The 22,683-nt window shown below is 51.9% G+C and carries 24 protein-coding genes, 1 tRNA gene and 1 pseudogene; 17 read left to right on the top strand and 9 right to left on the bottom strand.

The window, feature by feature from the left end; all coding sequences use genetic code 11:
* Positions 1-225 precede the first annotated feature (225 nt).
* The 5 genes from frdA (at position 226) to SBG_RS19855 (ending at position 4,164) form a co-directional block, all read left to right on the top strand.
* On the top strand, positions 226-2,010 hold the full coding sequence (frdA, locus tag SBG_RS19875; RefSeq protein WP_001192947.1) for a fumarate reductase (quinol) flavoprotein subunit: 1,785 nt from the start codon (positions 226-228) through the stop codon (positions 2,008-2,010).
* The gene (gene frdB / locus SBG_RS19870) at positions 2,010-2,744 is read left to right on the top strand and encodes a fumarate reductase iron-sulfur protein (RefSeq protein WP_000829475.1); all 735 of its coding nucleotides are present in this window, start codon (positions 2,010-2,012) and stop codon (positions 2,742-2,744) included. Before frdA ends, frdB begins: the two co-directional genes overlap by 1 nt.
* Before the next feature lie 10 nt (positions 2,745-2,754).
* Positions 2,755-3,150 (top strand): fumarate reductase subunit FrdC, encoded by a 396-nt coding sequence (gene frdC, locus SBG_RS19865; protein ID WP_000208748.1) that lies wholly within the window; start codon positions 2,755-2,757, stop codon positions 3,148-3,150.
* A 10-nt stretch (positions 3,151-3,160) separates the two neighbouring features.
* On the top strand, positions 3,161-3,520 hold the full coding sequence (gene frdD, locus SBG_RS19860) for a fumarate reductase subunit FrdD (protein WP_000609648.1): 360 nt from the start codon (positions 3,161-3,163) through the stop codon (positions 3,518-3,520).
* 110 nt (positions 3,521-3,630) lie between these two features.
* Positions 3,631-4,164 carry a lipocalin family protein gene (locus SBG_RS19855; protein ID WP_001238400.1) on the top strand — a complete coding sequence of 178 codons (534 nt, stop codon included), beginning with the start codon at positions 3,631-3,633 and terminating at the stop codon, positions 4,162-4,164.
* A gap of 18 nt (positions 4,165-4,182) precedes the next feature.
* Here SBG_RS19855 and sugE read toward each other — a convergent pair whose 3' ends face one another.
* Positions 4,183-4,500, bottom strand: a complete 318-nt coding sequence (gene sugE / locus SBG_RS19850) for a quaternary ammonium compound efflux SMR transporter SugE (protein ID WP_000118471.1) — start codon at positions 4,498-4,500, stop codon at positions 4,183-4,185.
* Positions 4,501-4,757: 257 nt separating this feature from the next.
* Between sugE and SBG_RS19845 the strand changes: the two genes are divergently transcribed.
* Positions 4,758-5,345 (top strand): LuxR C-terminal-related transcriptional regulator, encoded by a 588-nt coding sequence (locus SBG_RS19845; protein WP_000912962.1) that lies wholly within the window; start codon positions 4,758-4,760, stop codon positions 5,343-5,345.
* A 29-nt stretch (positions 5,346-5,374) separates the two neighbouring features.
* On the opposite strand, the gene ecnB is transcribed toward SBG_RS19845, so the two are convergent.
* The 3 genes from ecnB to efp all read right to left on the bottom strand — a co-directional run bounded on the left by ecnB (position 5,375) and on the right by efp (position 6,389).
* Positions 5,375-5,521, bottom strand: coding sequence for a lipoprotein toxin entericidin B (gene ecnB / locus SBG_RS19840; protein WP_000239598.1), 147 nt, complete (start codon positions 5,519-5,521; stop codon positions 5,375-5,377).
* 107 nt (positions 5,522-5,628) lie between these two features.
* Positions 5,629-5,763, bottom strand: a complete 135-nt coding sequence (locus SBG_RS22340; RefSeq protein WP_024135172.1) for an entericidin A — start codon at positions 5,761-5,763, stop codon at positions 5,629-5,631.
* A 59-nt stretch (positions 5,764-5,822) separates the two neighbouring features.
* The gene (efp, locus tag SBG_RS19835; protein ID WP_000257282.1) at positions 5,823-6,389 is read right to left on the bottom strand and encodes an elongation factor P; all 567 of its coding nucleotides are present in this window, start codon (positions 6,387-6,389) and stop codon (positions 5,823-5,825) included.
* A gap of 40 nt (positions 6,390-6,429) precedes the next feature.
* On the opposite strand from efp, the gene epmB reads away from it, so the two are divergent.
* Both epmB and SBG_RS19825 read left to right on the top strand, forming a co-directional pair.
* The gene (gene epmB, locus SBG_RS19830; RefSeq protein WP_000940493.1) at positions 6,430-7,458 is read left to right on the top strand and encodes an EF-P beta-lysylation protein EpmB; all 1,029 of its coding nucleotides are present in this window, start codon (positions 6,430-6,432) and stop codon (positions 7,456-7,458) included.
* Positions 7,459-7,741: 283 nt separating this feature from the next.
* Positions 7,742-8,599 carry a YjeJ family protein gene (locus SBG_RS19825; protein ID WP_001229221.1) on the top strand — a complete coding sequence of 286 codons (858 nt, stop codon included), beginning with the start codon at positions 7,742-7,744 and terminating at the stop codon, positions 8,597-8,599.
* 47 nt (positions 8,600-8,646) lie between these two features.
* Here SBG_RS19825 and SBG_RS19820 read toward each other — a convergent pair whose 3' ends face one another.
* The 3 genes from SBG_RS19820 to SBG_RS19810 all read right to left on the bottom strand — a co-directional run bounded on the left by SBG_RS19820 (position 8,647) and on the right by SBG_RS19810 (position 11,252).
* Positions 8,647-9,000 carry a DUF4156 domain-containing protein gene (locus SBG_RS19820; protein WP_000558210.1) on the bottom strand — a complete coding sequence of 118 codons (354 nt, stop codon included), beginning with the start codon at positions 8,998-9,000 and terminating at the stop codon, positions 8,647-8,649.
* A 268-nt stretch (positions 9,001-9,268) separates the two neighbouring features.
* Entirely contained in the window at positions 9,269-10,915 is a 1,647-nt protein-coding gene (groL, locus tag SBG_RS19815; protein ID WP_000719108.1) for a chaperonin GroEL, read from the bottom strand.
* Positions 10,916-10,958: 43 nt separating this feature from the next.
* A complete protein-coding gene (locus SBG_RS19810) occupies positions 10,959-11,252 on the bottom strand; it encodes a co-chaperone GroES (protein WP_000027827.1) in 294 nt (97 codons plus the stop codon).
* Positions 11,253-11,527: 275 nt separating this feature from the next.
* Here SBG_RS19810 and yjeH point away from each other — a divergent pair, with 275 nt between their 5' ends.
* The gene (yjeH, locus tag SBG_RS19805) at positions 11,528-12,772 is read left to right on the top strand and encodes an L-methionine/branched-chain amino acid transporter (protein WP_001004177.1); all 1,245 of its coding nucleotides are present in this window, start codon (positions 11,528-11,530) and stop codon (positions 12,770-12,772) included.
* Between the two features lie 36 nt (positions 12,773-12,808).
* On the opposite strand, the gene SBG_RS19800 is transcribed toward yjeH, so the two are convergent.
* The gene (locus tag SBG_RS19800) at positions 12,809-13,285 is read right to left on the bottom strand and encodes an FxsA family protein (RefSeq protein ID WP_001267294.1); all 477 of its coding nucleotides are present in this window, start codon (positions 13,283-13,285) and stop codon (positions 12,809-12,811) included.
* 340 nt (positions 13,286-13,625) lie between these two features.
* Between SBG_RS19800 and aspA the strand changes: the two genes are divergently transcribed.
* The 7 genes and pseudogenes from aspA to SBG_RS19760 all read left to right on the top strand — a co-directional run.
* On the top strand, positions 13,626-15,062 hold the full coding sequence (gene aspA / locus SBG_RS19790) for an aspartate ammonia-lyase (protein WP_000069438.1): 1,437 nt from the start codon (positions 13,626-13,628) through the stop codon (positions 15,060-15,062).
* A 114-nt stretch (positions 15,063-15,176) separates the two neighbouring features.
* On the top strand, positions 15,177-16,478 hold the full coding sequence (gene dcuA, locus SBG_RS19785) for an anaerobic C4-dicarboxylate transporter DcuA (protein ID WP_000637597.1): 1,302 nt from the start codon (positions 15,177-15,179) through the stop codon (positions 16,476-16,478).
* Between the two features lie 120 nt (positions 16,479-16,598).
* Positions 16,599-16,946, top strand: a complete 348-nt coding sequence (gene cutA, locus SBG_RS19780; protein ID WP_000887832.1) for a divalent cation tolerance protein CutA — start codon at positions 16,599-16,601, stop codon at positions 16,944-16,946.
* Positions 16,922-18,625, top strand: coding sequence for a protein-disulfide reductase DsbD (locus tag SBG_RS19775; protein WP_000068877.1), 1,704 nt, complete (start codon positions 16,922-16,924; stop codon positions 18,623-18,625). Before cutA ends, SBG_RS19775 begins: the two co-directional genes overlap by 25 nt.
* Before the next feature lie 36 nt (positions 18,626-18,661).
* Complete coding sequence (locus tag SBG_RS19770) at positions 18,662-19,237, top strand: transcriptional regulator (protein ID WP_001188515.1); 576 nt, start codon at positions 18,662-18,664, stop codon at positions 19,235-19,237.
* A 115-nt stretch (positions 19,238-19,352) separates the two neighbouring features.
* Positions 19,353-19,428 (top strand) — tRNA-Phe (locus SBG_RS19765).
* Between the two features lie 159 nt (positions 19,429-19,587).
* Positions 19,588-19,896: pseudogene (locus SBG_RS19760) on the top strand (Arm DNA-binding domain-containing protein); the annotation flags it as partial.
* Positions 19,897-20,158: 262 nt separating this feature from the next.
* Here the strand turns inward: SBG_RS19760 and SBG_RS22750 are convergent.
* Positions 20,159-20,344 carry a hypothetical protein gene (locus tag SBG_RS22750; protein WP_141024909.1) on the bottom strand — a complete coding sequence of 62 codons (186 nt, stop codon included), beginning with the start codon at positions 20,342-20,344 and terminating at the stop codon, positions 20,159-20,161.
* A 242-nt stretch (positions 20,345-20,586) separates the two neighbouring features.
* Between SBG_RS22750 and SBG_RS19755 the strand changes: the two genes are divergently transcribed.
* Positions 20,587-22,668, top strand: coding sequence for a type VI secretion system Vgr family protein (locus SBG_RS19755; protein WP_000095506.1), 2,082 nt, complete (start codon positions 20,587-20,589; stop codon positions 22,666-22,668).
* The last annotated feature ends 15 nt before the right edge of the window (positions 22,669-22,683 follow it).

The raw sequence follows: 22,683 nt of genomic DNA, 5'->3' as shown, positions 1-22,683 counted from the left end.
AAAAAAAGTGATTTCAGATGGTTTAGTAATTAAATTAATCAAAATCAATGATAATTCCCCCCCTTGATACGCTAAAAAAATCGAACACGTCAAATTTCCCTGACATCCCTGAGACTATACTGTTGTACCCATAAAGGAGCAGTGGAAACGCATTCATACTCCGCAGAACCCAGAGGCTTTATCTGGCTGCGCGAGGGTGAAATTACAATAATCTGGAGGAATGTCGTGCAAACCTTTCAAGCCGATCTTGCCATTATAGGCGCCGGTGGCGCGGGATTACGTGCTGCAATTGCTGCTGCGCAAGCAAATCCCAATGCTAAAATCGCACTGATCTCAAAAGTGTACCCGATGCGCAGCCACACCGTTGCTGCCGAAGGGGGCTCAGCCGCTGTCGCCCAGGATCACGACAGCTTTGACTACCATTTTCACGACACGGTAGCAGGCGGAGACTGGCTATGTGAGCAAGATGTCGTGGATTACTTTGTCCACCATTGTCCGACCGAAATGACGCAACTGGAACAATGGGGTTGCCCATGGAGCCGTCGCCCGGACGGTAGCGTCAACGTACGTCGCTTCGGTGGTATGAAAATTGAGCGTACCTGGTTTGCCGCGGATAAAACCGGCTTCCATATGCTGCATACCCTGTTCCAGACCTCTCTGCAGTTCCCTCAGATTCAACGCTTTGATGAACATTTCGTCCTGGATATCCTGGTCGATGACGGCCATGCTCGCGGTCTGGTGGCGATGAACATGATGGAAGGCACACTGGTGCAAATTCGCGCCAACGCGGTCGTCATGGCAACGGGCGGCGCGGGTCGTGTGTATCGTTATAATACCAACGGCGGCATCGTGACCGGCGACGGGATGGGCATGGCGCTGAGCCACGGCGTTCCGCTGCGTGATATGGAATTCGTTCAGTATCACCCAACCGGCCTGCCGGGTTCCGGTATCCTGATGACTGAAGGCTGCCGTGGTGAAGGTGGTATCCTGGTCAACAAAAATGGCTACCGCTATCTGCAAGATTACGGTATGGGCCCTGAAACTCCGCTGGGCGAACCGAAAAACAAATATATGGAACTGGGTCCGCGCGACAAAGTTTCTCAGGCCTTCTGGCACGAATGGCGTAAAGGCAACACCATCTCTACCCCGCGTGGCGATGTGGTTCACCTCGATCTGCGTCACCTCGGCGAGAAAAAACTGCACGAGCGCCTGCCGTTCATCTGTGAACTGGCGAAAGCCTACGTCGGTGTCGATCCGGTTAAAGAACCGATTCCGGTCCGTCCGACCGCACACTACACCATGGGCGGTATTGAAACCGATCAAAACTGCGAAACTCGTATTAAGGGTCTGTTCGCGGTGGGCGAATGCTCGTCTGTCGGTCTGCACGGCGCTAACCGTCTGGGCTCCAACTCACTGGCTGAACTGGTGGTATTTGGTCGTCTGGCCGGTGAGCAAGCGATGGAACGGGCATCAACGGCGGGTAGCGCCAATGACGCTGCGCTGGAAGCACAGGCTGCCGGTGTTGAAAAACGCCTGAAAGATCTGGTTAACCAGGAAGGCAACGAAAACTGGGCCAACATTCGCGATGAAATGGGTCTGTCCATGGAAGAAGGTTGCGGTATCTATCGTACGCCGGAACTGATGCAGAAAACCGTGGATAAACTGGCTGAATTGCAGGAACGTTTCAAACGCGTTCGCATCACTGACAATTCCAGCGTCTTCAACACCGACCTGCTGTACACCATCGAGCTGGGTCATGGCCTGAATGTCGCTGAATGTATGGCGCACTCTGCGCTGGCGCGTAAAGAATCCCGTGGCGCGCACCAGCGTCTTGATGAAGGCTGCACCGAACGTGATGATGTGAACTTCCTCAAACATACCCTTGCCTTCCGTGATGCTGATGGCACCACACGTCTGGACTATAGCGATGTGAAAATCACCACTCTGCCACCGGCTAAACGTGTTTACGGTGGCGAAGCGGAAGCAGCCGATAAGAAGGAGAAGGCGTAATGGCTGAGATGAAAAAACTGAAAGTTGAGGTGGTGCGCTACAACCCAGAAACCGACACCGCGCCACACAGTGCTTTCTACGAAGTTCCTTATGATGAAACCACGTCGCTACTGGATGCGTTGGGCTATATCAAAGATAACCTGTCGCCGGATCTGAGCTATCGCTGGTCCTGTCGTATGGCGATCTGCGGTTCCTGCGGCATGATGGTCAATAACGTGCCGAAACTGGCGTGCAAAACCTTCCTGCGCGATTACACCAACGGCATGAAGGTTGAAGCGTTGGCTAACTTCCCGATTGAGCGCGATCTGGTGGTCGATATGACGCACTTTATCGAAAGTCTGGAAGCGATCAAGCCGTACATCATTGGCAATTCCCGTACGCCGGATCAGGGTCCTAACACGCAGACCCCGGCGCAAATGGCGAAGTATCATCAGTTCTCCGGTTGCATCAACTGTGGTCTGTGCTACGCCGCGTGCCCGCAGTTCGGCCTGAACCCTGAGTTCATCGGCCCGGCGGCGATTACGCTGGCGCACCGTTATAACATTGACAGCCGCGACCACGGCCAGAAGGAGCGTATGGCGCAGTTGAACAGTCCGAACGGCGTCTGGAGCTGTACTTTCGTGGGCTACTGCTCCGAAGTCTGTCCAAAACACGTCGATCCGGCTGCGGCCATTCAGCAGGGTAAAGTAGAAAGTTCGAAAGACTTTCTTATCGCGACCCTGAAACCACGCTAAGGAGTGCAAGATGACGACTAAACGCAAACCCTATGTGCGGCCGATGACGTCCACCTGGTGGAAGAAACTGCCGTTTTATCGCTTTTATATGCTGCGCGAAGGTACAGCGGTACCGGCTGTCTGGTTCAGTATTGAACTGATTTTCGGTCTATTTGCGCTCAAGCACGGCGCTGAATCCTGGATGGGATTTGTCGACTTTTTGCAAAACCCGGTGGTGGTGATCTTAAACCTGATCACCCTGGCGGCAGCGTTGCTGCATACTAAAACCTGGTTTGAGCTGGCCCCGAAAGCGGCCAACATCATTGTGAAAGACGAAAAAATGGGGCCAGAGCCGATTATTAAAGGGCTTTGGGTGGTTACTGCGGTAGTTACCGTAGTCATTCTGTATGTTGCCCTGTTCTGGTAAGGAGTCCGGGATGATTAATCCAAACCCAAAACGTTCTGATGAGCCTGTATTCTGGGGGCTGTTCGGTGCAGGTGGTATGTGGGGTGCGATCATCGCGCCAGTGATCGTGTTGCTGGTTGGCATCATGCTGCCCCTGGGCCTGTTTCCGGGCGACGCTCTGAGTTTTGAGCGCGTACTGGCGTTCGCCCAAAGCTTTATTGGCCGCGTGTTCCTGTTCCTGATGATTGTACTGCCGCTGTGGTGTGGCTTACACCGTATGCACCACGCGATGCATGACCTGAAAATTCATGTGCCTGCCGGCAAATGGGTCTTCTACGGTCTGGCGGCAATTCTGACCGTTGTGACGGCGATTGGCGTTATCACTCTCTAAGTCACATTCTGCCCTCTTATCCACCCGGTAAGAGGGCGTTTTTACTTTTCCCGCCCCTCATTTTCCCGCCAGGTTCTACACTTAAAAAAAACACCGGAAGGAAAACCCCTATGCGTTTGCTGCCCGTCGTTGCTGCGGTTACCGCGGCATTTTTGGTTGTCGCCTGTAGTTCACCCACGCCTCCCCGGGGCGTTACCGTAGTAAATAATTTTGATGCCAAGCGTTATCTCGGTACCTGGTATGAAATCGCCCGTCTTGATCATCGATTTGAACGGGGGCTGGAGCAAGTCACTGCAACTTATAGTCTGCGTAACGATGGCGGGCTTAATGTCATCAATAAAGGCTATAACCCGGATCGGGGCATGTGGCAAAAAACGGAAGGCAAGGCGTATTTTACCGGTAGCCCAAACCGCGCCGCGCTCAAGGTCTCTTTTTTCGGCCCATTCTACGGCGGTTACAACGTGATTGCGCTTGACAGGGAGTACCGCCATGCGCTGGTATGCGGCCCGGATCGCGACTATCTGTGGATACTTTCTCGCACACCGACGATCTCTAATGAAATAAAGCAGCAAATGCTGGCTGTCGCGACCCGGGAAGGGTTTGACGTCAATAAATTAATCTGGGTAAAACAACCGGGTTCTTAGCAGCTGTTCGGGCATGAACTACTGTGTGCTGAGTTTCAGCCCAATAATGCCTGCGACGATCAGTCCAAGACTGAGCAAGCGGGCCGGGGAGGCAGACTCGCCAAGCAGAATGATACCGGTGATAGCCGCCCCAACAGCACCAATGCCGGTCCAGATAGCATATGCCGTACCCACTGGCAACGTTTTCATCGCCCAGGAAAGTAAAGCAATACTGACAATCATGGCCGTCACGGTGATGACACTGGGCGTCAGACGAGAAAAACCGTGGGTATATTTCAGGCCAACAGCCCATACCACTTCAAGTAAACCAGCGATAAGTAAAATGATCCAGGACATAGTGGGCTCCAGATAATAAATGGGGCCGTCCCCGGTGAGAATGGCGTTTACAGGTCGTCCTGCAACGTATACGGATGAAAAACTATTTTTGCCTTACTGAAAATGAATTTCAACCTTTTTATTTCTTTCTACCTAAAGACGGGAATTGGCCCTTTTAAGCCACGCAATTTTCGCATTTAGCATCAACAAGAGTTCTCTATGATGGAACGCTTTCTGGGATCAGAAAGCGCGTTATCTACTTCCGGGTGCAAAAAACCATGTTAAAAATTTTAGTGATAGACCGCTGCCATTTTACCCGTACGGGAATGGAGGCCTGGCTTAATCACACTGATGTGCTCAGTTCTTCACTGCTAGTGTCCGGGATGAATAATCTTATACTGGCAAAAGAACATATTATGCAATGGAAGCCACATCTGGTTATCGCTGATTTATATGGTTTTCTCAATGATGCCTTGCCCGCGCAGCCTATCAACGCTTTTTTTGCCGCCTGTGAAATGACGCCGTTGGTATTATTACAGTCAGGGGATATGCCGTACAGGCCACAAAATACCAGCCATGCGGTACTCTCCAAGCACACGCCTCTCCATGAGCTTGCACTCAGCCTTAAAGGCACGTTATGTACTCGCCCACTACAGGAAGCGCCTGAAAGCGCCACGCCATTGCTTTCTCCACAAGAGGAAAAAGTTCTCGCCCTGTGGACCGAAGGCACCAGTAATAAAGAGATTGCGTATGCGCTAGGTATTCACGGAAAAACGGTTTACACCTATAAACGTAATATCCGTATGAAACTGCATATGGATACTCGGTACTCTCCTTTTCTTACACTTGCCGGGAGAATAGGTTAACGGTACGACGTATGTCGTACCGTTGATGGTTACTGCTGAGCCCGGGTTGCAGCGCCAGAGATCGCACTACCACCGTCCGAGATGTCCTCACCCACGCCACGCGTGGTATTGCAAGCCGTTAATACAGTGGAAAGTACCAGAACAGAAAAGATCGCTGCAATTGTCTTTTTAACCATAATGTCTTCCTTTTCTAGCCAATGTTGTTTGTGTATAGCAACTTAATAATAGACAACATCCCAGAAAATGGCGGAAGACCGATTAATTTTAGGAAGACGAGAAGCGACTACCTGGCGGCGCGGGAGATGGAATGGCCGGGATACTGGATATCTTCACCGAAACCGCGGGAGGTGTTACATCCCGTTAATAACGTGCCGGTAAGGAGTATAAGCACGACAACGCGGATAAGGCGTTTCATTATGGGTGTTCAAAAATACGATGGCGCAGCATACGCTGCACCATACTACCCAATAACGTAGATTATTTTACGCGGGAGACGTATTCGCCAGAACGGGTGTCTACTTTGATGACTTCGCCAATCTGAACGAACAGAGGAACTTTAACCACAGCGCCGGTAGACAGCGTGGCTGGTTTACCACCAGTACCTGCGGTATCACCCTTCAGGCCTGGATCGGTATCAACAATTTCCAGTTCAACAAAGTTTGGCGGAGTCACAGAGATAGGCTGACCGTTCCACAGGGTCACGATACATTCCGCCTGGTCCAGCAGCCATTTTGCGTTGTCGCCGATAGCTTTGGCATCTGCAGACAGCTGTTCGAAGGTTTCGTTGTTCATGAAATGCCAGAACTCACCGTCGTTATACAGGTAAGTCAGGTTCATATCGACGACATCCGCGCCTTCCGCGGAATCGGTTGATTTGAAGGTTTTCTCTACACGCGTACCGGTCAGCAGACGACGCAGCTTAACGCGCGCAAATGCCTGACCTTTACCCGGCTTAACGAATTCACTGGATTCAACCGCATAAGGTTCGCCATCCAACATGATTTTAAGACCGGAACGAAAATCGTTGCTATAGTAAGTCGCCATAAGGCCCTCTGAAATTGTTAACTGGTAGCTAAGCCACAAAATGGCGCATATTGTAACCCTAAATACCCCATTGCGAGAAGATTGGTTAGCGCAACTTGCCGATGTTGTGACCAATCCCGATGAACTGCTGCATCTTTTACAGATTGAAGCTAATGAAAAACTCCGGGCAGGGCAGGACGCCAGGCACTTGTTCGCTCTCCGCGTGCCACGCGCATTTATCGCACGTATGGAGAAAGGCAACCCAGACGATCCTCTTTTACGTCAGGTACTGACGTCCCGGGAGGAATTTATTGTCGCCCCCGGTTTTTCCACCGACCCGCTGGAAGAGCAGCATAGCGTGGTGCCCGGATTATTGCATAAATACCAAAACCGGGCGCTATTGCTGGTAAAAGGCGGATGCGCGGTCAATTGCCGCTACTGTTTCCGCCGTCACTTTCCGTATGCGGAGAATCAAGGCAATAAGCGCAACTGGAAAGTCGCGCTGGAGTATATCGCCGCACACCAGGAGCTGGATGAGATCATCTTTTCCGGCGGCGATCCGCTGATGGCGAAAGATCATGAACTGGACTGGTTACTTACGCAACTGGAAGCCATTACGCACGTCAAGCGGTTGCGTATCCACAGTCGATTGCCGATTGTTATCCCGGCGCGCATTACCGACGAGTTGGTCGCTCGTTTTGACCAGTCGCGTCTGCAAATTTTGCTGGTTAATCATATCAACCATGCCAATGAAGTGGACGAGGCGTTCCGCCAGGCGATGGCAAAACTGCGCCGCGCAGGTGTAACGCTTCTTAACCAGAGCGTCCTGCTGCGCGGCGTGAATGATAACGCGCAAACGCTGGCGAATCTGAGCAATGCGCTGTTTGATGCCGGAGTGATGCCCTATTATCTGCATGTGCTGGATAAAGTGCAGGGCGCCGCGCATTTTATGGTCACCGATGATGAAGCCCGGCATATCATGCGCGAACTGCTCACGCTGGTATCAGGTTATATGGTGCCAAAACTGGCGCGTGAAATTGGCGGCGAACCGAGCAAAACCCCGCTGGATTTACAGCTACGGCAGCGCTAATTCTCGCGGGCGCGTCAGGGACGACGAAAAATATTACCGCGCAATATCACGAGGAGATTCACCCCGCGATTCTCCTCACCATCTGGCGACGATAAAATATCCTTCGTTAAATACACCTTTCCGATACTCTCTTTTCATTAAAGTCCGTTTCAGGACTCGCTTAGCGTGTATTGCATTTTCGAATTATACTGGTTCTCCTTTTTATAGTAGCATCACAAACAATTCATATATTAAATGCATTGCAGTTAAACATTTAATTATTTTATATTTATGGAGAGTCGACATGGCCTTAACGATTAAAGGACTAAATACCGGCGTTATTCGTCACAATGATAAGTTTATCGCGCTGGCGCTTAAGGTGAAGTCACTGAGAAATAAAGAAACGCTGCTTTTCTTTCCTGTTCTCGCCCTGCGAGACCTGCTGATTGGCCTTGAGCATCGGCTCTACTTACAACACGCGCTCCCGGAACAAGAGCAGGAAAAACGCCAGAAAGTCAAAAGCAGCCACGTACATAAAATGCACGAGAATATTCCTGTAATACTCCGTGAAGAGCTGGAAAACGCCGATATTAATCAGCGCGTTGAATCTTTAGCGCTAAGTGATAATACAGAAAAAGTATTAACCTTTACGTTAAATCTGCATAATGGAAGCCAACTGGAATTACAGATTAGTGAATGGCAGGTTGAAGTTCTGGTGATAGCTATTATTCATGCCATTAATAATGCCGACATGCGTGAGCTCACCTTGCGTATTTCTTCAATGCTGGACTTCTTACCATTATACGATGCTGACTGCCTGGAAAACGGCAATCTGGAATTCGATACCTATAACCAGCCTGACTGGAAGCATAATCTGTATCATCATTATCTGGCGCTCGTCTATCGTTACACAGACGAATCAGGACAATCGCATGATTGCGGCACCATTATTAAAACCCGCAGCCAGTCAGGCTCTAAAGAAGCGGAAGCGATATCCCGACGTTTGCTGAATTTCAGCCCGCGTCTTAAAAAGCTGGAAGGAAAGCCGTGTAAAGTTTTTGTCAGAACGCTTGGAACCGGTAAAACCGCGCGCCTGACGCAAGATCAATGTATGCGCGCACTGCATAACTTGCGCATGGCGTCGTCGCAGGAAAAACGTTAACCATATCGCCCTCTGAATCGTTCAGAGGGCGTTACGATTCAGACATATCAATTCGGGCATTTATAAACCTGGCCGTTCATCTCGCTGGCCGTTGGGACAAAGCTGGACAACATTCCCTGAGACGGACTACTTACGCCATACAGAACGTTTCCTCCCATCGCGGCTGCCTGATTACGCAGATCATTTGCTGCGCCACGCATTGAGCCCCCTTCTTCGCCATGCTGACCAGAAAACCAGTTACTCTGCTTACCGGTTGCCGTACCAATCAGCTGGCATTCTGCACCAGGCTTATCTTCAACAAAACGTACATTTTGGCCGGCAGCAGTGAGTTCGTTACTGGAGCTACAACCCGCCATCAGCAGCGCGGCACCAACGATCCCTGCTAAATATTTTACGTGCATGTTATTCCCCATGATCAATGAGCTGGACGCCCGTCATGTCGTCCGTGTGAGAATCTTATACTAAAAAGGTGATTAAAAGAAAAACCCCCGAACATTTCTGCCCAGGGGTTTCTCATTTTTAGCGATATGTCCGCTATGTGTGTTTAATCGAATAATTCACATTGCAGGCAAGTAACAGGCGCCTTCATTCCCGCCCACTTATATAAGTCAGTAACGGGGGTGAATTCACGCTGCCAACGCACCTGTGGCGTGAAGTATGAAGATTAAATTACATCATGCCGCCCATACCACCCATACCGCCCATACCGCCAGCAGCACCTAAGTCAGGCGCATCGCTTTTCGGCAGGTCGGTCACCATGCACTCAGTAGTGATCATCAGACCAGCCACAGAAGCCGCGTACTGCAGCGCAGAACGGGTAACTTTGGTTGGGTCCAGGATACCCATATCGATCATGTTGCCGTATTCTTCAGTTGCTGCGTTGTAGCCGTAGTTACCGTCGCCGCCTTTAACGGTGTTAGCGACAACAGACGGCTCTTCGCCGCAGTTCAGTACGATCTGACGCAGCGGAGCTTCCATTGCGCGCAGCGCAACTTTGATACCCACGTTCTGATCTTCGTTCTGACCACGCAGCTCGCTCAGTTTGGACGCCACGCGAATCAGCGCAACACCACCGCCAGCAACCACGCCTTCTTCTACCGCAGCACGGGTCGCGTGCAGGGCATCTTCAACGCGTGCTTTCTTCTCTTTCATCTCAACTTCGGTAGCCGCACCAACTTTAATAACTGCAACACCGCCTGCCAGTTTCGCTACGCGCTCCTGCAGTTTTTCACGGTCGTAGTCGGAGGTCGCTTCTTCGATCTGCTGACGAATCTGAGCTACACGGCCCTGGATTGCCGCTTCTTCACCCACGCCATCAATGATGGTGGTGGTGTCTTTGTTGATCACAACGCGTTTTGCCTGACCCAGATCTTCCAGGGTAGCTTTTTCCAGCTCCATACCGATCTCTTCAGAGATAACGGTACCCGCAGTCAGGGTAGCGATATCCTGCAGCATGGCTTTACGACGATCGCCGAAGCCAGGCGCTTTCACCGCAGCCACTTTCACGATGCCGCGCATGGTGTTCACTACCAGGGTCGCCAGCGCTTCGCCTTCAACGTCTTCAGCGATGATCAGCAGCGGTTTACCTGCTTTCGCGACAGCTTCCAGAACTGGCAGCATTTCGCGGATGTTGGAGATTTTCTTATCAGCCAGCAGGATGAACGGGCTTTCCAGTTCTACGGCGCCAGTTTCCGGCTTGTTGATGAAGTAAGGAGACAGGTAGCCGCGGTCAAACTGCATACCTTCAACCACGTCCAGTTCGTCCTGCAGACCGGTACCGTCTTCAACAGTGATCACGCCTTCTTTACCGACTTTATCCATCGCTTCGGCGATCAGTTTACCTACGGTTTCGTCGGAGTTGGCGGAGATAGTACCCACCTGAGCAATCGCTTTAGAGTCGGAGCACGGTACGGACAGCGCTTTCAGCTCTTCAACAGCCGCAGCAACCGCTTTATCGATACCACGTTTCAGATCCATCGGGTTCATGCCCGCAGCAACGGCTTTCAGGCCTTCGGTGATGATGGACTGAGCCAGTACGGTCGCGGTAGTGGTACCGTCGCCTGCAGCGTCGTTCGCTTTAGAGGCAACTTCTTTCACCATCTGCGCGCCCATATTTTCAAACTTATCTTCCAGCTCGATTTCACGCGCTACGGAAACGCCATCTTTAGTGATGTTCGGCGCACCGAAAGATTTATCCAGAACCACATTGCGGCCTTTCGGGCCGAGGGTCACTTTCACTGCGTCTGCCAGTACGTTTACGCCGCGCAGCATTTTCACACGAGCGTCGTTACCGAATTTTACGTCTTTAGCTGCCATTTTCTCTTTCCCTTAAATTCGTATGTTCAGTGTCGTTCGCGGATTACGCTTCAACAATTGCCAGAATGTCGCTTTCAGACATGATCAACACTTCTTCATTGTCGATCTTCTCAGACTTCACGCCGTAGCCATCGTTAAAAATGACGATGTCGCCGACTTTCACGTCCAGCGGCTGTACAGTACCGTTGTCCAGGATGCGACCCTTACCGACAGCGATGATTTCGCCACGAGTTGATTTACCCGCTGCAGAACCGGTCAGTACGATGCCGCCAGCAGATTTGGACTCAACTTCTTTACGTTTGACGATCACACGATCATGTAACGGACGAATACTCATTGATAGCTCTCCTTTGAGAAAGTCTTTATCAGTTATGGGTGACGCCGGCCCGTAAACGGTTTCCCGGCTGGTGACCAGAGAGATGGGGATGGGCTTTTGTCCCTTCAAGGGGGAACATGAAAAAAAATTCTTCTTAGCGAAAAAACCTGTAAAAACGCTACTTACCTCACGTTTAGCCCAGGTTTAGAACATCCAGCTAAAAGAAAATCGCGGTGTGATACGCTTAAAAATGTCTGTCGTCGCCTGTGGTTGCACTGTCGCCGGATAAATAGATTATGAATGAATTAAAGAAAGAGCTTGGGCTGGTCCAGGGCATTATTCTGTTAGCAACATCCTTATTAGGAACTGGCGTATTCGCGCTCCCGGAACTGGTCGCACTGGTGGCTGGCAATATCAGCCTTTTGGCCTGGCCGTTGCTCATTATTTTGCTTTTCCCTATCGCTATCGTCTTTGCTGTGCTGGGACGGCATTTTCCACATGCTGGCGGTGTAGCGCATTTTGTGGGCATGGCATTTGGTTCCCGCCTGCAACGGGTAATCAGTTGGCTCTTTTTATCGGTCATTCCTGTCAGTTTTCCCGCAGCATTGCATATTGCAGTAGGATTCGGCCAGGCTCTATTTGGCTGGCGGAACGAACAGCTCTTGTTCGGGGAGCTGGGTACAATAGGGTTGCTATGGCTTATAGGGTCTCGCGGCGCCAGTTCGAGCGCCAATCTACAAGCGATTATTGCCGGATTAATCATTGCGCTTATTGCCGCCATATTGTGGAAAGGCTCGATTAAGCCTGCGGATATCGCCTTTCCGACAGCGAGCGACATCAAATTTTCCCGGCTGTGCGCCGCCCTGGCAATCATGTTCTGGGGATTTGTAGGAATTGAGGCTTTTACCCATTTATCGTCTGAATTTAAAAACCCTGAACGTGATTTTCCGCGCGCCTTGATAATAGGCCTGATGCTGGCTGGCGCCATTTACTGGGCCAGTACCGCCCTCGTACTGCATTTTGGCGCCTACAATAAAAAGATCGCGGCGGCAGCATCACTGCCGCTCATCATTGTTCAGCTTTTCGGTGTTCAGGCGTTATGGGTAGCTTGCATCATTGGTTATCTCACCTGTTTTGCCAGCCTGAATGTTTATGCTCAGAGTTTTGCGCGCCTGATATGGACACAGATGCAGTACAGGTCAGATCATTATCTGGCGAAACTTTCTTCCCACAGCCTGCCAAACCATGCTTTAAATGCCATTTTAGCCTGTTGCTGCATGAGTTCATTAGGCGTCTACGCGCTGAAAATTAATCTCAATGCGCTGATCGTCTATGCCAACGGTACTTTTATTATGATCTACTTATTTTGTATGTTGGCTGGCTGTCGTCTGCTGAAGGGACGCTACCGTGTACTGGCGGCGACGGGCAGCCTATTGTGTTTGCTATTATTGGCGATGGTGGGCTGGAAAAGCTTATACGTCATTCTTATGCTGGCAGCGCTATGGTTGTTGTTACCAAAACGGAAAATGGCGGAAAAGTAAACGTAGGCCGGATGGCGCTTATCCGGCCTACAAAAATCAATCGCGGCGATCGTCTTTATGTTCAATACGGTCGCGTTCATCGTCTTTACGCTGATACTCGCCGTCAAATGTTTCACCACTCCCCGTACCAGCACTAAACCCGCCGCCCGGCATCCGGGAAAAACGTAAATGCGGCAACAACTTCAGCGTCAAATGCTTTTGCACTGGCGGCAATAAAAGCAGAAGACCGAGGAAATCGGTAAAAAATCCAGGCAATACGAGCAGCAGGCCCGCGATGATCAGCGATACGCTCTTGATCATTTCTGCCGCCGGGCTCTCACCCGCCGCCATTTTTTGTTGCATCAATAAAAAGTTTTTAAAACCTTGGTTACGTACCAGAGACATGCCGATAACGGACGTAAAAATCACCAGGATTAACGTCATCAGGACACCCAGCACATGGGCGACCTGGATAAAGATAGAAATCTCAACATAAACATAGAGAAAGACAGCTAAAAAGGGTATCCAGCGCAAAGGACTCTCCTGTAAGTAACAGCCGTCTGAGACGACTATTTTGAATGGGGTTGCGATTCGCATCGATCTGATATGGTGGTGTCTGGCAAAAATTCAAGTAGTTTGTACACTTATTTTAGGTAGTAATCCTAAAGCGGTGACCTATTTCACAAAATAATAAATAAGGGGTAAATACCCACACTTTAAGTGATCCAGATTACGGTAGGAATTCTGAACCAGCATATGATCTCGTTTATCAGGCCGATGGAGGGGATAATCGTCGGTCAGAAAACATTCGAAATCACATATATCCTGTGTGTTTTAAAGTAAAAATCATTGGCAGCTTGAAAAGAAGGTTCACATGTCAAACAACATTCGTATCGAAGAAGATCTGTTGGGTACCAGGGAAGTTCCAGCTGAAGCCTACTATGGTGTTCACACTCTGAGAGCGATTGAAAACTTCTACATTAGCAATAACAAAATCAGTGACATTCCTGAATTTGTACGTGGCATGGTAATGGTTAAAAAAGCAGCGGCTCTGGCCAACAAAGAGCTGCAAACCATTCCTAAGAGTGTGGCGAATGCCATCATTGCCGCATGTGATGAAGTTCTTAATAACGGCAAGTGCATGGATCAGTTCCCGGTAGACGTTTACCAGGGCGGCGCGGGCACTTCCGTCAACATGAATACCAACGAAGTGCTGGCCAATATCGGGCTGGAACTGATGGGTCATCAGAAAGGTGAATATCAGTACCTGAACCCGAACGACCACGTGAACAAATGTCAGTCCACCAACGATGCTTACCCGACCGGTTTCCGCATCGCGGTTTACGCCTCTATCATCAAACTGATCGACGCTATCAACCAGCTGCGTGAAGGCTTCGAGCGCAAAGCCGTTGAATTCCAGGATATCCTGAAAATGGGTCGTACCCAGTTACAGGACGCCGTACCAATGACACTCGGCCAGGAATTCCGCGCTTTCAGCATTCTTCTGAAAGAAGAAGTGAAAAGCATCGAACGCACAGCCGAACTGCTGCTGGAAGTTAACCTTGGCGCAACAGCGATTGGTACAGGTCTGAACACGCCGAAAGAGTACTCTCCGCTGGCAGTGAAGAAACTGGCTGAAGTGACTGGTTTCGCCTGTGTACCGGCTGAAGACCTGATCGAAGCGACCTCTGACTGCGGCGCCTATGTTATGGTTCACGGCGCCCTGAAACGCCTGGCTGTTAAAATGTCCAAAATCTGTAACGACCTGCGTTTGCTCTCTTCTGGCCCTCGTGCCGGTCTGAATGAGATCAACCTGCCGGAATTGCAGGCAGGCTCTTCTATCATGCCAGCAAAAGTGAATCCGGTCGTACCGGAAGTCGTCAACCAGGTGTGCTTTAAAGTCATCGGTAACGACACCACCGTGACGATGGCGGCGGAAGCAGGTCAGCTGCAGCTGAACGTTATGGAACCGGTTATCGGCCAGGCAATGTTCGAATCTATCCACATTCTGAGCAACGCGTGCTACAACCTGCTGGAAAAATGCGTTAACGGCATTACCGCAAACAAAGAAGTGTGCGAAGGATACGTTTATAACTCCATCGGTATCGTCACTTACCTCAACCCGTTCATCGGCCACCACAACGGCGATATCGTCGGTAAAATCTGTGCCGAAACCGGTAAGAGCGTACGTGAAGTTGTCCTGGAGCGCGGCCTGTTGACGGAAGCAGAGCTGGACGATATTTTCTCCGTACAGAACTTGATGCACCCGGCTTATAAAGCTAAACGTTATACTGATGAAAGCGAACAGTAATCGTACAGGGTAGTACCAATGGGGCACGTCATGATGACGTGCCTTTTTTCTTACAAGAAGTTACCAAATAACAACAATTTAATATCAACTTGTTAAACAACAAGGAAGGCTAATATGATAGTTGTCGAACTTATCATTGTTTTGCTGGCAATCTTTTTGGGCGCCAGACTTGGGGGCATCGGTATTGGTTTTGCAGGTGGGCTGGGTGTTCTGGTACTTGCCGCCATTGGCGTTAAGCCAGGGACAATTCCATTCGATGTCATTTCTATTATCATGGCGGTTATCGCCGCGATCTCTGCGATGCAGGTCGCGGGCGGTCTGGATTACCTGGTAAACCAGACGGAAAAACTGCTGCGTAAAAACCCGAAATACATCACCATCCTCGCGCCGATTGTCACCTATTTTCTGACCATTTTCGCTGGTACCGGGAACATCTCGCTGGCCACGTTGCCGGTTATTGCTGAAGTCGCGAAAGAGCAGGGAATCAAACCTTGCCGCCCGCTCTCGACCGCCGTGGTATCCGCACAGATTGCCATTACCGCCTCGCCGATTTCTGCGGCCGTGGTGTATATGTCTTCCGTCATGGAAGGCCATGGCATTAGCTACATTCACTTACTGTCCGTGGTTATTCCTTCTACGCTGCTGGCGGTGCTGGTGATGTCCTTCCTGGTCACTATGCTGTTCAACTCCAAACTTTCTGACGACCCGATTTACCGCAAGCGTCTGGAAGAAGGATTGATTGAACTGCGCGGTGAAAAGCAGATTGAAATCAAACCGATGGCGAAAAGCTCCGTCTGGCTGTTCCTGCTGGGCGTGGTTGGTGTGGTCATTTATGCAATTATCAACAGTCCGAGTCTCGGCCTGGTTGAGAAACCGCTGATGAACACCACTAATGCCATTCTGATCATCATGTTGAGCGTCGCAACGCTGACCACTATCCTGTGTAAAGTGGAAACTGACGCCATTCTCAACTCCAGTACCTTTAAAGCAGGGATGAGCGCCTGTATCTGTATTCTGGGTGTGGCGTGGCTGGGCGATACCTTCGTATCTGCGAATATTGACTGGATCAAAGATACTGCGGGTAGCGTCATTCAGGGTCATCCGTGGCTGCTGGCGGTCATCTTCTTCTTTGCCTCCGCTCTGCTCTATTCTCAGGCAGCAACGGCTAAAGCATTGATGCCGATGGCGCTGGCGCTGAACGTTTCTCCGCTGACAGCCGTGGCTTCTTTCGCGGCGGTATCTGGTCTGTTCATCCTGCCGACCTACCCGACGCTGGTTGCTGCGGTACAGATGGATGACACCGGTACAACCCGTATCGGTAAATTCGTCTTTAACCATCCGTTCTTTATCCCGGGCACCCTGGGTGTTGTTCTGGCCGTCTGCTTCGGCTTCCTGCTGGGCAGCGTTATGCTGTAAGCGTTTCACCCGCGGGGCGTATTACGCCCCGCATTCTCCCGCCCTTTGACTAACATCCTGCCCTCGTCCGTTGTATAGTGACCCTTCACTTGCGGGTCTTTTTGTTCTTTCGAGGTGTTTATGCTTGATGTTAAGAGTCAGGATATTTCCATCCCCGAGGCCGTTGTGGTGCTCTGTACCGCCCCGGATGAAGCCACCGCCCAGGATCTGGCCGCTAAAGTACTGGCGGAAAAACTGGCCGCCTGCGCCACTCTCCTGCCCGGCGCGACATCGCTATATTACTGGGAAGGCAAGCTGGAGCAGGAATATGAAGTTCAAATGATCTTAAAAACGACCGTTTCACATCAGCAAGCGCTCATCGACTGCCTGAAGTCTCATCACCCGTATCAAACCCCCGAACTTCTGGTTTTACCTGTTACTCACGGAGATACTGATTACCTCTCATGGCTCAACGCATCTTTACGCTGATCCTGCTGCTGTGCAGCACATCCGCCTTCGCCGGGTTATTTGACGCGCCGGGGCGTTCGCAGTTCGTCCCTGCCGACCGGGCGTTCGTTTTTGATTTTCAGCAAAACCAACACGACCTGGCCCTCTCCTGGCAGGTGAAAGACGGTTATTACCTTTACCGTAAACAAATCAGTATTACGCCCGCACAGGCGCAGATTGCTCCGGTGCAGCTTCCGGCGGGTACCTGGCATGAAGATGAGTTCTACGGCAAAAGCGAAATCTACCGTAAGCGCCTAAATGTACCGGTTACGGTTAACCAGGCGGCGGCTGGCGCGACACTAACGGTAACGTACCAGGGGTGCGCCGATGCGGGATTCTGTTATCCGCCGGAAACGAAAACGGTACCGCTAAGTGAAGTCGCCGCGGTCATAGACGCCACGCCTGCGCCAACTGCTACGCCAGTGAATGCCCCATCAAAACCCGCCGCTCAGTTGCCTTTCTCCGCATTATGGGCGCTATTGATCGGTATCGGCATCGCTTTCACGCCCTGCGTATTGCCAATGTATCCACTAATTTCCGGCATTGTCCTGGGCGGCAGGCAACGTTTGTCGACGGGCCGCGCATTGCTGTTGACCTTTATCTATGTGCAAGGTATGGCACTGACTTATACCGCATTGGGACTGGTTGTCGCCGCGGCGGGATTACAGTTTCAGGCGGCGTTACAGCATCCGTATGTATTAATCGGCCTTGCCGTTGTATTTACTCTGCTTGCGTTGTCGATGTTTGGCCTGTTCACGCTACAGCTCCCCTCCTCACTGCAAACCCGGTTGACATTAATGAGTAATCGCCAGCAGGGCGGCTCACCCGGCGGCGTGTTTGTTATGGGGGCGATTGCCGGATTAATTTGCTCGCCCTGTACCACAGCGCCGTTAAGCGCGATTCTGCTTTATATCGCTCAGAGCGGGAATATGTGGTTGGGCGGCGGCACGCTGTATTTGTATGCATTAGGTATGGGGCTGCCGCTAATGCTGGTCACCGTGTTTGGCAACCGACTGCTGCCGAAAAGCGGCCCGTGGATGGCGCATGTCAAAACTGCTTTTGGTTTCGTGATCCTTGCCCTGCCCGTGTTTTTACTGGAGCGGATTATTGGCGAGGTTTGGGGCTTACGCCTGTGGTCGCTGCTGGGCGTCGCTTTCTTTGGATGGGCGTTTATCACCAGTCTGCAGGCCCGGCGGGCATGGATGCGCACCGTACAAATTATCCTGCTGGCGTCAGCGCTCATTAGCGTGCGGCCTTTACAAGATTGGGCGTTAGGATCGCCGTCCGCACAACCCCTGGCACACCTCAACTTTACGCAGATCGCCACGGTCGACGAACTCGATCAGGCTCTGGCGCAGGCCAAAGGTAAACCCGTTATGCTGGATTTCTACGCCGACTGGTGCGTGGCCTGTAAAGAGTTTGAAAAGTATACCTTCAGCGATCCGCGGGTTAAACAAGCTCTCGGCGATACCGTGCTCTTACAGGCCAATGTCACCGCTAACAATGCGCAGGACGTCGCGCTGTTAAAGCGTTTGCAGGTTCTGGGGTTACCCACCATTCTGTTCTTTGATGCACAAGGTCAGGAACAGCCGCAAGCGCGAGTCACCGGCTTTATGGATGCCGCCACTTTTAGCGCGCATTTGCACGATCGCCAACCGTGAGCGACACTTGCAAAAGCAAAGACGGAGGAGAATACCGTGCAACGTGAAGATATTCTGGGCGAAGCCCTGAAATTACTGGAGACGCAAGGGATAGCCGAGACTACGCTGGAAATGGTGGCGGAGCGCGTAAATCGCCCACTCGACACATTACAGCGTTTCTGGCCGGATAAAGAAGCTATTTTATATGACGCATTACGTTATCTCAGTCAGCAGGTTGATATCTGGCGACGCCAGCTTCTGTTGGATGAAACCCTTTCTGCCGAACAAAAGCTGCTGGCGCGCTACAGCGCACTCGCGGAATGTGTCAGCAATAACCGTTATCCTGGCTGCCTGTTTATTGCTGCCTGCACCTTTTATCCCGATGCCACCCATCCTGTTCATCAACTGGCAAACCAACAAAAACGTGCGGCGCATGATTTTACCCATGAGCTACTGACCACGCTGGACATTGACGATCCGGCTATGGTCGCAAGGCAGATGGAACTGGTGCTGGAAGGATGTCTCAGCCGAATGCTGGTCAACCGCAGCCAGGCCGATGTCGATACTGCTCAGCGGTTGGCGGAAGATATTCTGCGTTTTGCACAATGTCGTCAGGGTGGCGCATTGACCTGAGGGGGAGTGTTTTTACGCATTTTGCCTGAAAAGCAGGCAATCAACGCACTTTTATCACTTTTTTCGTGGAAAGCCGTTGACGACTGAACTCCAGTACGGTTTAATGCGCCCCGTTGCCCGGATAGCTCAGTCGGTAGAGCAGGGGATTGAAAATCCCCGTGTCCTTGGTTCGATTCCGAGTCCGGGCACCACCTTTCCTTTTTTATGCCTCCCTGTGAATTCCCATGTGTATGTAATTCAAAAAGTTAGCGTAAAAAGCTTTCCAGATGCGTTTTGGTTTATCCCTGCGTATCCGGAAAATTTGGGGTCAGATTACGGGTCGTTCAGTTCGATGAACGATGGAGACCCTCATGTTAACTGACAGCAAGATCCGCGCCGCGCAACCCCTCGCAAAATCCTGTAAGCTCACCGATGCACAAGGTCTGTACCTGACGGTATCCACCAGTGGCTCTAAGCTATGGTATTTTCGCTATGTCTTCGGCGGCAAAGAAATCCGCCTGGCTTCTGGCGCTTATCCGCTGGTCACGCTGGCGAAAGCCCGCAAAAAGCGCGATGCCGCGCGTAACCTGCTGGCGTCCGGCGTTTGCCCTTCCCTGCCCCGTAAGACGGAGAAAGCCGCCGTTGACGAATCCCGCACGTTTAAATTTATCGCCACTGCCGCAATGATCGGCCAGCGTGGTGAAGTCGGTGTCAGAGGGAAGCGAAAGTAGCGGGGGTATCCGGGTGGGGGCTCGTAGCCATAGTGGCAGCCTCCTGTAACGGGTTATAAACCCGGCACCAGAGGCTTCAGTCTCATGGGTAGTGCACTGAACGGGGCTGGAACTACCGGTGTTACAGGGAACCGACGCACCTTACGGTGCCCCCGTCCGGCCCACCATTGAGGTGTAGCCGGACGCACAATACAAAAAAGACGCGGGCGCGTCATGTGTCGCCAGTAACATTTTTCAGGGTACCAATTCCGGCACCTGATTTTGCAGATGCGGCGTCACGATACAACGACGGGTAAAAGTCGGCAAGGTGTTTTAGCAAAAGCCAGATACCCGTGCCGGATACAATCAGCCCCGGAATAATCACACCAGAAAACAAAAATAAAACTAATAAAAACAAAGCATTAATTCACCACACAAATGCATGGAGTACGGTACAACCATTTTCGTGAACTTTTCCAGCAAATCATCCCCTTCACTTGATATCAGTCAAAAAAATGGTTGTCAAAAGAGAGTATTCCGTTTCACACAGTAACCATGCTTATTATTTTGTCCGGTATTGTGTCATTGGGTTTGTTTTACCCTCCACCACAATGCCGGTTCCCTCAGGATACGTTTTCATCTGCACTGGTGGAGGTCTTTGTGTCTTCAAAAGGACTGCGTTTTACTCTTGAAGTCGACGGGCTGATGCAGACAGCCACCGCTGTCACGGCCTTCAGCCTTTACCAGTCACATTCCACGCCTTTTGTCCTCGAGGCCGACATCGCCAGCAGCCTCCCTGACCTTGTGGCTGCCGACTTCCTCGAAAAGAATGCCATACTGACCCTCTGGCAGGGAACTGAGGCTCTGCGCCATGTCAGCGGTATCATCAGCGAAGTCTCGCTCGGCGAAAACAACCACTGGCAGATGCGTTATCACCTCACCATTGTCCCTCCCCTCTGGCGCTGCGGCCTGCGACAGAACTTCCGTATCTTCCAGCAGCAGGATATCCGGACCATCTCCTCCACCCTGCTCAGTGAAAACGGCGTCACGGCGTGGACACCGGTATTTTATGACCCGCATCCGGCACGTGAGTTCTGTGTACAGTACGGCGAAACCGACCTCGCCTTCCTGACCCGCCTGTGGGCGGAGGAAGGTATCTTTTACTTTGACTGGCACGCCCCGGAAGGCCCGGCGCAGAAACTGGTGCTCTGCGACGATGCCGCCGGGGTGTCATCGCTGGGGGAGATACCCTTTAACCCTGATACCGCCACGGAAGTCTCCACCGCCTGTATCAGCGGTTTCCGGTACCGGGCGCGCACCGGGCCCTCCTCCGTTGAAATCCAGGACTACACCTTCAGGACACCCGCCTGGCCGGGTTATTACAGCCACGCCGCTGAAAACCTCAACGGCCAGTTTACCCGGTATGAAATCTTTGATTATCCTGGCCGCTTCAAGGACGAGTCCCATGGCCGGGCGTTTGCACGCTACCGGGCTGAAGGCTGGCGGCATGATACGGAGACCGCCGCCTGCACCAGCCATTCACCGGCACTGTGCCCGGGCAAACGCTTCACCCTGACCGGACATCCCTCAGGGACGCTGAACCGTGAATGGCAGGTAGTGAGCTGTGTGCTGACCGGCAGCCAGCCGCAGGCGCTGTACGGCAGCCCGGACGAAGGCACCACCCTGGAAAACCACTTTGATGTCATCCCGGCCGACAGAACCTGGCGCGCCCCTCCCCTGCCCAAACCTTCCGTGGACGGCCCCCAGAGCGCCATTGTCACCGGGCCCGTGGGCGAGGAAATCTTCTGTGATGAGCATGGCCGCGTGCGGGTGCGTTTTCACTGGGACCATTACTGTCCGGGAAATGAGGACAGCTCCTGCTGGATACGGGTGTCGCAGGCCTGGGCTGGTACCGGGTTTGGTAACCTCGCCATTCCGCGCGTGGGCCAGGAAGTGATTGTGGACTTCCTCAACGGCGACCCGGACCAGCCCATCATCATGGGACGCACCTACCACCAGGACAACCGTTCGCCGGGCAGCCTGCCGGGGACGAAAACACAGATGACCATCCGCTCGAAAACCTACAAGGGCGACGGCTTTAACGAGCTGCGGTTTGAGGATGCGACGGGCCAGGAACAGGTCTATATCCATGCGCAGAAGAACATGGACACCGAGGTGCTGAACAACCGCACCACCGATGTAAAGGTAAATCATACCGAAACGATTGGCGCAAATCAGACCATTACCGTTAAGCAAAATCAGGTACAGACGGTGGTGCAGAACCAGCAGGAAACGGTGGGCCAGAATCAGAGTGTCACCGTGGGCATGAATCAGGCGGAAACGGTGGGGATTGTCCGTGCCCTGAGCGTTGGCGTGGCATACCAGACCACCGTGGGTGGGGTGATGAATACCTCCGTGGCGCTGATGCAGTCCTCACAGGTCGGAATTCAGAAATCCCTGCTGGTCGGTAAAGGATATGACGTCAGCGTGGGGGAAAACGTCACCTTCTCAGTGGGGAAAAGCCGGAAGGAAAGCACCGGAAAGGTGGCGGTCTACAGCGCCGGGGAGCACCTTGAGCTGGTTTGCGGTCAGGCCCGGCTGGTACTGACGCAGGACGGCGGTATCTTCCTGAACGGCACGGCGATTCATCTTCAGGGCGCACAGGCCATCAGCGGCGACGGGCCGGTGATTAACTGGAACTGTGGGGCGGCAAAAAATCCGCCGGACGCGCCGGAGCAGTAAAAACCTTACAGAACC

Origin of the sequence: Salmonella bongori NCTC 12419 (assembly GCF_000252995.1) — a bacterium.
In the GTDB taxonomy this organism is placed as follows: domain Bacteria; phylum Pseudomonadota; class Gammaproteobacteria; order Enterobacterales; family Enterobacteriaceae; genus Salmonella; species Salmonella bongori.
Note: the sequence above shows the minus strand (reverse complement) of the source record. Positions and strands in the feature narration are given on the sequence as shown.

What these genes read in the sequence shown, in the direction of transcription:
- SBG_RS19855 (WP_001238400.1), top strand. Translation starts at nt 3,631, where the DNA reads ATGCGTTTGCTGCCCGTCGTTGCTGCGGTTACCGCGGCATTTTTGGTT.
- cutA (WP_000887832.1), top strand. Translation starts at nt 16,599, where the DNA reads ATGCTTGATGTTAAGAGTCAGGATATTTCCATCCCCGAGGCCGTTGTG.
- ecnB (WP_000239598.1), bottom strand. Translation starts at nt 5,521, where the DNA reads ATGGTTAAAAAGACAATTGCAGCGATCTTTTCTGTTCTGGTACTTTCC.
- SBG_RS19825 (WP_001229221.1), top strand. Translation starts at nt 7,742, where the DNA reads ATGGCCTTAACGATTAAAGGACTAAATACCGGCGTTATTCGTCACAAT.
- epmB (WP_000940493.1), top strand. Translation starts at nt 6,430, where the DNA reads ATGGCGCATATTGTAACCCTAAATACCCCATTGCGAGAAGATTGGTTA.
- SBG_RS19820 (WP_000558210.1), bottom strand. Translation starts at nt 9,000, where the DNA reads ATGCACGTAAAATATTTAGCAGGGATCGTTGGTGCCGCGCTGCTGATG.
- aspA (WP_000069438.1), top strand. Translation starts at nt 13,626, where the DNA reads ATGTCAAACAACATTCGTATCGAAGAAGATCTGTTGGGTACCAGGGAA.
- frdC (WP_000208748.1), top strand. Translation starts at nt 2,755, where the DNA reads ATGACGACTAAACGCAAACCCTATGTGCGGCCGATGACGTCCACCTGG.
- yjeH (WP_001004177.1), top strand. Translation starts at nt 11,528, where the DNA reads ATGAATGAATTAAAGAAAGAGCTTGGGCTGGTCCAGGGCATTATTCTG.
- frdB (WP_000829475.1), top strand. Translation starts at nt 2,010, where the DNA reads ATGGCTGAGATGAAAAAACTGAAAGTTGAGGTGGTGCGCTACAACCCA.
- SBG_RS19810 (WP_000027827.1), bottom strand. Translation starts at nt 11,252, where the DNA reads ATGAGTATTCGTCCGTTACATGATCGTGTGATCGTCAAACGTAAAGAA.
- groL (WP_000719108.1), bottom strand. Translation starts at nt 10,915, where the DNA reads ATGGCAGCTAAAGACGTAAAATTCGGTAACGACGCTCGTGTGAAAATG.
- efp (WP_000257282.1), bottom strand. Translation starts at nt 6,389, where the DNA reads ATGGCGACTTACTATAGCAACGATTTTCGTTCCGGTCTTAAAATCATG.
- SBG_RS19845 (WP_000912962.1), top strand. Translation starts at nt 4,758, where the DNA reads ATGTTAAAAATTTTAGTGATAGACCGCTGCCATTTTACCCGTACGGGA.
- sugE (WP_000118471.1), bottom strand. Translation starts at nt 4,500, where the DNA reads ATGTCCTGGATCATTTTACTTATCGCTGGTTTACTTGAAGTGGTATGG.
- SBG_RS19775 (WP_000068877.1), top strand. Translation starts at nt 16,922, where the DNA reads ATGGCTCAACGCATCTTTACGCTGATCCTGCTGCTGTGCAGCACATCC.
- dcuA (WP_000637597.1), top strand. Translation starts at nt 15,177, where the DNA reads ATGATAGTTGTCGAACTTATCATTGTTTTGCTGGCAATCTTTTTGGGC.
- frdD (WP_000609648.1), top strand. Translation starts at nt 3,161, where the DNA reads ATGATTAATCCAAACCCAAAACGTTCTGATGAGCCTGTATTCTGGGGG.